Annotated in this window: 1 protein-coding gene; it reads left to right on the top strand. The window is 66.2% G+C overall.

What is annotated here, in order from left to right:
* The coding region (locus tag U5A58_RS40620) for a pirin family protein (protein WP_321965475.1) at positions 1-299 on the top strand (299 nt) is incomplete at both ends.

Below are 299 nucleotides of genomic sequence, written 5' to 3'. Positions count from 1 at the left end.
CATCGCCCTTTTCTTACTCTCGGCGCAATCAAGAGCGACTGGCTCGATGCGCGGCTGCATTTTCGCGTGGGCGAGACCGGACGCGCGGGACACACGCCGCTCGGCCCACTCCACGTGTGGAACGACGATGAGTTCGCGCCGCGTTCGGGCTTCGGCCTGCATGCCCATCGCAGCGTCGAGATTGTCACGTGGGTGCGCTCGGGCGCGATCACGCACGAAGACGATGCGGGCAATCGCGCCCGGCTGGTCGCCGATTCCGTTCAGGCGATGAGTGCGGGCGCAACGATCCATCACGCCGA

The organism is Paraburkholderia sp. J7, from assembly GCF_905220155.1.
Classification (GTDB): Bacteria; Pseudomonadota; Gammaproteobacteria; order Burkholderiales; family Burkholderiaceae; genus Paraburkholderia.
This window is presented reverse-complemented; position numbering and strand designations above follow the sequence as displayed.